Genomic DNA, 8,385 nt, shown 5'->3' with positions numbered 1-8,385 from the left:
GCTTCCAACGCCTGAAACTCGACCCGACCCGCTGGCTCGACGCCCTCGTAGCCATCCAGCGCCCGCGTCCCCCCTCGCGCCTGGGCCGACCTCGCCCCAAGCCCCCGCGACGACTCGCGAAGCCTCACGGGTCCTTTCAGAAACCTTCCCCAGCGGCCTTCGCCGCTCATCCGTGAACAGGAATGTCAACTGATGGCGTCTCAGATCGGGCAATCGTCCCAACCGCCGCATCCAGGCCGCTCGTCCTGCATTCCCGGATGAGGATGTTGAATCCTCGTTCGCCCAGCGCGGTTTGAGCCCACGTTATTGGTAGATGGCACTTTGATAATTCGGCCGATGGTATGCGGCGGCGGACCAAGTTCGTCGGCGGGGTTCCGGGAGACAACCCCAAGATGTTAGCGAACGAACCCACCGTGGAGTCTCGCGTGGGTCGCGTTAACTTGTTACGGGTATTTTGGTTGCGTTGGCTGAAGGCTGCGGATGAACCGTGCGAGGGAAGCCAATCAAACCCACGGTCGCGAGATTGGCGGGGGCGTGCGGATCGCGGTGGCGGGTCAGTGGCGGCTGGGGGAGTCGGTGGGTGTCGCGAGGCGGTCGACCGAGGTCTGTCGGCCCTTCACCAGCGAGCGCCTCTGATCATCGACGACGGATTTCTGGATGACGAGAGAATCGGCGATCTCTCCGGTGGCGGTCCAGGAGCGGTAGGTCAGCCGGCCCTCGGGCTCGTCGATCTCGATCGTCTGGTAGGTCGAAAGGTCGGTTCGACCGACCTCGATGTACTCGCGACGGGGCTGGTCGTGGACGAATTTGTCGCCGGAAACGGAAACGACGTAGACAGTTCCGTCGGCCGGCGTGGAGACGCGCTGGTGGTTGCGCATTGGCGGGGTGCGAAGGTAGGCGTGGTCGTGACCCTGGAGGACCATATCGACGTGGTGGCGATCGAAAACGGGGACCCAGTGCTTGCGGAGGGTTGGGTTGTCGCGCCAGGGGTGCGAGGGATAGATGGGGTGGTGGAACATCACGAACTTCCAGTCGGCGTGGGTGCTCGCCAGCGCGGAGTCGAGCCACTCAGCCTGCCGAACGGCCTCGGCCTCGCTCCAGACGGCCGAGGTTCCGTCGAGGACCGCGAAGAACGCCCCGCCGTAATGGAAGGTGTACGCTAACCCCGGCGCCAGGTCGGTCGGGCCGTTCTGCGGAAGGCGGAAGAATGAGTTGTAGAGTCGGGGGCCCTGGTCCAGGTACTCGTGGTTGCCGGCCGCCGGCATCAGGGGGAGCCGGTCGAAAACCGGAGCGGCTCGCATGAAGAAGTGGTCCCAGTTCGTCCGCTCGTTGCCTCGATCCACGAGGTCGCCGGCCAGGAGGGCGAAGTCGAGACCTGGATGACGGCGGTATGCGGCGGTGAGGAGGTTCCCCCAGGACTCGAAGCCGGTCTGGGCGTCCCCCAGATAAAGGAACTCCAGTCGCTTGGGCCGGGCGGGGCCGGTGCGAACCGTCCTCCACGGACCCCAGCGCTCGGGAGAGCCGTCGCCGACCGAATAGTAGTAGACCGTATCCGGTTCCAGGTCGTCGACGACGACCGTATGGCGACGGATCAGCGGGTCGTTCACGACGGTCGACGTTCGGATCGTGCTTGAGCGGCCATCCACCAACCGTAGGTCGAGCAGTTCGGGCGGCGAGGTCGGGTCTTCCTCGGGCGTCTGGAACTTCGCAGGCGCGATCCGGACAAGGCTCTTGGTTACATCGGCGGATGTCCGCCAACTCCAGACCAGCCGATGCGCGGGATCCTCTCCGAGGCTCACGCTCACCTGATCGGGGATCGGCGAGGAGGCGGAATGCGTTTTCCAGATGCGGCCGACAGCCACGACCCCGGCGTGCCGACGGTCGTGAGCCGGTTGCAGCAGGACTGAGCCGTCAAGCTCCGCAGGCAAGTCGGCGATCGGTCGGTGACGGTCGCTGGCCGCGCTGACGCCCTCGCGAGCTTCAACCACCCGCCATGCGGTCTCGGGGTCGGGACGGACCTCCAGCGCCTCAAGAGCCAAGGCCCCTCCGGTGGCAGGCCGGACGAACGCCGCGTAATGGTCGTCGGAGGTGCGGTCGAGGCCGTTGACTCCGAGTCCGACCCAACCGGCCGTGAACGTCCGCTCGTGAACCTCCCAGGAGAGGCCGTCGACCTGGATCGATCGCCCGGAACGTCGGAAGCCCTGATCGGACAACCAGAAGGGGGCCGACTTCGCGGGACAGGCGACGGCGACGATCGTCGGTGCATCGGAGCGGAATCGGACGGCGTTGCGGCCCAACGCCTCGCGTTCGGAATGCTTGAGCCACGAAAGGAGTTGCGACTGGCGGGTGACAGCGGCGGTCAACTCGTGCTCAGACTTGACCGCGCCCAGACGGACTCCGACCGCGTCGAGCGACTCGCGGACGCCAGGCAGGTCCTCGACGGGCGTGGACTGGCGGCAGCCGGCGCAAGCCAGCGTCAGCAGCAACAGCCACCGACCGCCTCGCTTCCTTACGTACATGATCCGCCGTCCCTCCCTGGTCTGGCGACGCTCCTTCGAGAAAGATAGATACCGCATCGGGCCGACTCTTCAAATGGCGATTTGCCGGGAGCGACGCCCATATCCCGAGACGAAGCATGCTTGCCGCCGCTCTATCCTCCCCAATGGCTCTCCCCCTGGTCTGGGCTGCGGAAGATGAGCCTGACCTGCGAATCTGGGTTCTTCTGGGTGGCGGCGTCATCCTGGCACTCTTCTTCGAATTATTCCGCCTCCTCACACGGGCTCAAAGAGAAGCTGCGGCGGCGCGGTGGTCTGAGTCGGCCAAGGGGCCGATCGAGAATCCGGCGACAGGGGTCGTTGAACTTCCCATGGAGCCGAGGAAGGAGAATCCGGTCGATCCCCGGTTTTTTCGATACATCGGGCCGTTCAGTGACCAGCAACGTGCTGAGGATCGGCCGGCGATGCCGTGGCGGAAGGTGGCCTGCCCGCCTCTCAGGGGACGTGTGGTGCTGGTTTCACTGTTTGTCGGGGCCGACGGGAGGGGGTGGAGCGACGAGGAAATCGCCCGGCACCTCGCTTCGCTGGGACGCGCGGCGAGGTGGATGGAGCAAGAGGCCGGCCGCTATGGAGTCGAAGCGAGCGTCGGCACGGCCGACGTCTATTTCCAGGTGGACGGCGGCGAGACGCCTGACATCGACATGGTCGTCGCTCAGAGCGGCGGCGAGGTGGGGCTGTTCGAGGCCGAGATGACGGTCCGGGCTCTAACCTTGATGAGTCGCGCGGCGGCCGAGCTGGGGGTTCGCGACGCGGTTGATTTCGTCCAGGAGGTCGCTGCACGACTGCCGGGGACGACCGTCGCCTGGCTGCTGCATCTCCGGCTGGCGGGGCGGTCCTACGCCGTGCCGCTGGATCGGACCGAGCTGGACGGGGTCAGCCTGGCATTCTGCCACGCTCGCCAGGCCAATTTCACCGAACCGCTGATTCGGCCGCCGGTTCCACGGGCGGGGGTTTTGGCTCACGAAGTTCTCCATCTCTTCGGGGCCGAAGACAAGTACGGCTGGCCGCTCTCGCATTTTCCGCCCAGGTCGGTCTCGCGACGGGACGTGATGCGGCTGGATTCGGAACGGCTAACCGACCTTCGCGTCGACCCCCTCACCGCCAGTGAGTTGGGCTGGGCACCCAGCCCCGGCCGATGGGACCGCGAGGATTGATGCGGCTTGTCGTACTTCGAACCGACAGTCACAATGGGACCATTCCTGAATCCCGAAGACCACCCGGACGCAGCCCCGTGCCCCTATCCGAACCCGTTGCGGCCCCCGCGCCTTCCACCTCCTCCGAGGACAAGTCGAACCAGCGCGTGCGGCGGATGTTCGCGTCGATCGCCAAGCGTTACGACCTGCTGAACCACCTGCTGAGTCTGAACATCGACCGCTCCTGGCGACGGTTCACAACTCGCAAGGTGCCGCCGGTCCCCGGGATTCCTGTCCTGGACTGTTGCACCGGCACGGCCGACCTGGCGCTCGAATACGATAAGGCGGCGAAGGGAAAGTCGCCGATCGTCGGGGCCGACTTCTGCCGCGAGATGCTCCTCGTCGGCGAGAAGAAGGTGGGCAAGGCCGGTGCAGGCGACCGGATCACGCTCGTCGAAGGCGACGCCCAGCACCTGCCGGTTCCCAGCGACACCTTCGCAGTCGTCAGCGTGGCCTTTGGCCTACGGAACGTGCGGGACACCGTCGCCGGCCTCGACGAGATGATCCGTGCGGCGAGGCCCGGCGGTAAGGTGGCCGTGCTGGAGTTTTCCCGGCCTCGGGGTCGGATCCTCGGGCCGATCTATCTGGGCTTCTTCCGCTCGGTTCTGCCAAGGATCGGCCAAGCGATCTCCCCGAACGCCGATAACGCCTACAACTACCTGCCCAAGACCGTGCTGGAGTTCCCCGACGGCCAGGACCTCCTGGATCTGATGGCCTCGCGCGGGCTGGTCGATCTGGAAATGCACCCGCTGACGTTCGGGATCGCCACGCTCTACGTCGGCGTGAAACCGACGCAAAAGCCATGAACTCGGACGGTCCGCCGCTGGTCGTCGCGATCACCGGGGCCAGCGGCGCTCCCTACGCCCTTGGGCTCCTGAAAACGCTCGTGTCGCTCGGGCGAACCATCCACCTGACGATGAGCCCGAGCGCGGTGGAAGTCTTCAAGGCCGAAATCGGCGTCGCACCCTCTCTCGACCGCTTCGACGCGGCCGACCTGCTTGGCGATGTTCCAGCCGGCCGACTCTTCTATCACCACTACCAGAATTTCTCAGCCGGAATCGCCAGCGGCTCGTTCCTGACGGGCGGAATGGTCGTCGTCCCCTGCAGCATGAGTACCCTGGGGTCGATCGCCCACGGGATCACCACGAACCTGATCACGCGGGCGGCCGACGTCCATCTCAAGGAACGCCGCAAGCTGATCCTCGTGCCTCGCGAGACGCCCTTGAACCTCATCCATCTGGAGAACATGACCCAGGTCACCCGCGCTGGGGCCGTCGTCCTGCCGGCCGCTCCGGCCTGGTATCACCGGCCGAAGGGCCTGGATGACATGGTGGCCTTCATCGTCGGACGGATCTGCGATCAACTGGGGGTCTCGAATCACCTGATCCCGCGCTGGGGTGAAGGGGAGGGGGGCTGACGATGGACGGCTCATCCCCTGGAGACACATCGCAGCGAGTCGTCCTTGTGACCGGCGCATCAGCCGGGCTCGGGGCGGCGATCGTTCGCGAGATCGCCCGCCGCGGCAGGGCGTCGTCCTTCGTGCTTGTGGCTCGCCGCAAGGATCGACTCGACGAACTGGCCGACGAAGTGAGGCAGACGGAGAGGGCTCCTGAGGTTCTGACGATCGCCGTTGATCTGGCTGATCCGGACGGCTGCCGACGAGTCGCCGACGAGGCGCTGGCTCGCTTCGGCGGGATCGACGTCCTTATGAACAACGCAGGACTCGGCCTGCCGACGCTCTTCGCTGACGCACCCGTGCAGGACCTGGATCGGCAGATCGCCGTCAACTTTCGGGCTCCGATCATCCTGACGCGATTCCTGGCCGGCTCGCTCCGAGAGCGGCGGGGAATGGTCGTCAACATCGGTTCGGCGATCACCTGTGTGGCCAACTCCGCTCTCGGTGTTTACGGAGCGACCAAGGCTGGACTCGCTTACTGGAACGACGCGATTCGCAGGGAACTGTCCAACGAGGGGCTGACCGTCTGCCTCGTCGAGCCGGGGCCGATCCGGACCGAGTTTACCGAGGCCTTTCAGAAGCTCGCTACGGACGGGGCTCGTGCTCATCCGGTCGTCGAGACGCCCTCGGAGTGGATGACGGCGGACGTGCAGGAGGTGGCCCGGCGGGTCGTGGATCTGCTCGATCGGCCGAAGCGGCGTCTATCGGTCCTCCGCCGCATGGTCTGGCCGTTTCGAGCCGTGGGAGCACTGGTTTGGGCGTTCCCGGCGCTGGGGGACTGGTTCGTCACGCGGGTATTTCAGGTCGATCAGGCTTCGGGACGCGGTCGAAAGGCAGAGTGAGTTCATGTCGATTGGGTTGCGTCGCGTCCGCGACTACTTCGAGCTTGTCCGATTCAGCCATACGCTCTTCGCGCTGCCGTTCGCGATCATGGGAGCCGTGCTGGCGGCCTGGGGACCGAACGGGCTTGAGGGAAGCCCTCGGGCCTGGCTAGGAATCCTGCTCTGCATGGCGACAGCCCGGTCGGCGGCGATGGCGTTCAACCGGCTGGTCGATCGAGACGTCGATGCGAAGAACCCCCGCACGGCTGGTCGGCACATCCCGCGCGGGGCGCTCACGCCCAGCGCCGTGGCGTTGTTCACGCTGGTTTGCTCGGCGGCGTTCGTGGCCTCGACGCTGTTGTTTCTGCCGAACCCCTGGCCGTTGCGGCTGTCGGTTCCCGTGCTGCTCTGGCTGCTGGCGTATTCATACACGAAGCAGTTCACGAGCCTGGCTCACTTCTGGCTCGGCGTTTCATTGAGCCTCGCGCCAATCGCGGCCTGGATCGCCCTTCGAGCGGATATCGCCTGGCCTCCGGTCTGGTTGGGACTGGCCGTCTTCTGGTGGGTCTCTGGCTTCGATGTGATCTACTCGTGCCAGGACGCCGACTACGATCGCTCCGTCGGCCTTCGAAGCGTCCCGGCCAGGCTCGGCGTTGCGGGCGCTCTGCGGTTGGCGGCTCTCTGCCACGCTCTGATGGTGGTCGCCCTGGTAGGACTGGGAGTCTCGTACCCGCTGGGAGCGATCTACTACATCGGCGTCGTCGCCGCGGCCTTGCTGCTCATCTACGAGCATTCGCTGGTCCGTCCCGACGACCTGGATCGCGTTAATGTCGCCTTCTTTCACGTGAACGTCATCATCAGCGTGGGGCTGCTCGCGGTCACCATGCTCGACCTGTTCGTTTGAAGGCTTCGATCACTTCGAATGTCCAGGCGTTGCCGGATTGTTCGAGCACGACTAAAATCTCAGAAACCACGGCTGGGCGAGCCCCGGCGCGGACCAGCAATTTCGAGGAGCCCAGCTGTCATGGCCGTCGACGCTAATCTCAGGACGATTCGCGACAAGGTGGAGGCCGGCGAGCGGCTGAGCTTCGAGGACGGGCTGACGCTGGAAGCTTCGCGCGACGTGCTGGAGATCGGCTCGCTGGCGAACCTCGTCCGCGAGCGGAAGAATGGGAATCTGGCGTTCTACAACGTCAATACCCACATCAATCCAACCAACGTCTGCGTCTACACCTGCGACTTCTGCGCCTTCCGGGCTGATCTCGACGAGCCCAAGGCGTACGTCATGTACCGCGACCAGATCACGGAACGCGCACGTCAGGCCAGCGAGCGCGGGGCGACCGAGATCCACATCGTCGGCGGGCTGCACCACAAGCTGAAGCTCGACTACTACATGGACGTCATTCGCTGGATCAAGGAGGTCGACTCCGAGATCCACGTGAAGGCGTACACGGCCGTCGAGATCGAGTTCTTCGCCAAGATCACCCGCGTCTCGACTGAGGAGGTCCTCAAGCGGCTGGTCGACGCCGGCCTGAACAGCCTCCCCGGCGGCGGGGCCGAGATCTTCCACCCCGAAGTTCGCGAGAAGGTCTGCGGGGCCAAGGCGACGACCGAGCAGTGGCTGGACGTGCATCGCACGGCTCACCGCCTGGGCCTGCACTCGAACGCGACGATGCTTTACGGCCATATCGACAAGCCCGTTCACCGGATCGACCACCTGGTTCGGCTCCGTGAGCTTCAGGACGAGACCGGCGGGTTCCAGACATTCATCCCGCTGGCCTTCCACCCGGACAACTCGGAGATGTCCGAGATCCCCCGACCCTCCGGGATGATGGACCTCAAGACGATGGCCATCAGCCGCCTGATGCTCGACAACTTCCCGCACATCAAGGCCTACTGGATCATGTTGGGGATCAAGACGGCGCAGGTCGCGCTGTCGTTCGGGGCCGATGACCTCGATGGGACCGTCGTCCATGAGAAGATCTACCACGAGGCCGGTGCCGACACGCCACAGGAGATGACGACGGCCGAGATCCGCCGCATCATCCAGGAAGCCGGCCGAGACCCCATCGAACGCGACACGCTCTATCGCGAGATTCGGCGTGAGAACAACCGCTGGACGGCCGGTGCGAAGATCAAGACGCCCGCCCTCGCCGTTCTGAACAACTAGAGCGGCGACCGCTTGAATTGCACACGGCGGAGGAGAAAGGGGACTGGCTCCCGGCGCGAGAGCCTCGGCTCTTGGCATCGACTTGGCGGCCGGGTGCCTGTCCCCTTTCTCCGGGCATCCCCGAGGCCGCTTCGGAGCCAAGGGGGACAGCCACCTTCGCTGCGCTGCGGAGCCAGTCCCCGTTGACTCC

7 protein-coding genes are annotated in these 8,385 nt (G+C 65.3%); 6 read left to right on the top strand and 1 reads right to left on the bottom strand.

Annotation, left to right across the window (positions count from 1 at the left end; translation table 11 throughout):
* Nucleotides 1-554 precede the first annotated feature (554 nt).
* Nucleotides 555-2,576 (bottom strand): metallophosphoesterase, encoded by a 2,022-nt coding sequence (locus tag G5C50_RS25140; protein ID WP_165073725.1) that lies wholly within the window; start codon nt 2,574-2,576, stop codon nt 555-557.
* Between the two features lie 383 nt (nt 2,577-2,959).
* On the opposite strand from G5C50_RS25140, the gene G5C50_RS25135 reads away from it, so the two are divergent.
* From G5C50_RS25135 to mqnE, 6 genes are all read left to right on the top strand, one after another.
* Nucleotides 2,960-3,709 carry a hypothetical protein gene (locus G5C50_RS25135; RefSeq protein ID WP_165073724.1) on the top strand — a complete coding sequence of 250 codons (750 nt, stop codon included), beginning with the start codon at nt 2,960-2,962 and terminating at the stop codon, nt 3,707-3,709.
* A 77-nt stretch (nt 3,710-3,786) separates the two neighbouring features.
* Nucleotides 3,787-4,554, top strand: coding sequence for a ubiquinone/menaquinone biosynthesis methyltransferase (locus G5C50_RS25130; protein ID WP_240907357.1), 768 nt, complete (start codon nt 3,787-3,789; stop codon nt 4,552-4,554).
* A complete protein-coding gene (locus G5C50_RS25125; RefSeq protein WP_165073722.1) occupies nt 4,551-5,165 on the top strand; it encodes a UbiX family flavin prenyltransferase in 615 nt (204 codons plus the stop codon). Before G5C50_RS25130 ends, G5C50_RS25125 begins: the two co-directional genes overlap by 4 nt.
* A gap of 2 nt (nt 5,166-5,167) precedes the next feature.
* Entirely contained in the window at nt 5,168-6,046 is an 879-nt protein-coding gene (locus tag G5C50_RS25120) for an SDR family NAD(P)-dependent oxidoreductase (protein ID WP_165073721.1), read from the top strand.
* 4 nt (nt 6,047-6,050) lie between these two features.
* Nucleotides 6,051-6,929 (top strand): UbiA-like polyprenyltransferase, encoded by an 879-nt coding sequence (locus tag G5C50_RS25115; protein ID WP_165073720.1) that lies wholly within the window; start codon nt 6,051-6,053, stop codon nt 6,927-6,929.
* A gap of 120 nt (nt 6,930-7,049) precedes the next feature.
* Complete coding sequence (gene mqnE / locus G5C50_RS25110; RefSeq protein ID WP_165073719.1) at nt 7,050-8,195, top strand: aminofutalosine synthase MqnE; 1,146 nt, start codon at nt 7,050-7,052, stop codon at nt 8,193-8,195.
* The last annotated feature ends 190 nt before the right edge of the window (nt 8,196-8,385 follow it).

Origin of the sequence: Paludisphaera rhizosphaerae (genome assembly GCF_011065895.1) — a bacterium.
In the GTDB taxonomy this organism is placed as follows: Bacteria; Planctomycetota; Planctomycetia; order Isosphaerales; family Isosphaeraceae; genus Paludisphaera; species Paludisphaera rhizosphaerae.
Note: the sequence above shows the minus strand (reverse complement) of the source record. Positions and strands in the feature narration are given on the sequence as shown.

Coding starts and splice junctions, on each gene's coding strand:
- G5C50_RS25120 (WP_165073721.1), top strand. CDS start 5,168: ATGGACGGCTCATCCCCTGGAGACACATCGCAGCGAGTCGTCCTTGTG.
- G5C50_RS25115 (WP_165073720.1), top strand. CDS start 6,051: ATGTCGATTGGGTTGCGTCGCGTCCGCGACTACTTCGAGCTTGTCCGA.
- G5C50_RS25125 (WP_165073722.1), top strand. CDS start 4,551: ATGAACTCGGACGGTCCGCCGCTGGTCGTCGCGATCACCGGGGCCAGC.
- mqnE (WP_165073719.1), top strand. CDS start 7,050: ATGGCCGTCGACGCTAATCTCAGGACGATTCGCGACAAGGTGGAGGCC.
- G5C50_RS25135 (WP_165073724.1), top strand. CDS start 2,960: ATGCCGTGGCGGAAGGTGGCCTGCCCGCCTCTCAGGGGACGTGTGGTG.
- G5C50_RS25140 (WP_165073725.1), bottom strand. CDS start 2,576: ATGCGGTATCTATCTTTCTCGAAGGAGCGTCGCCAGACCAGGGAGGGA.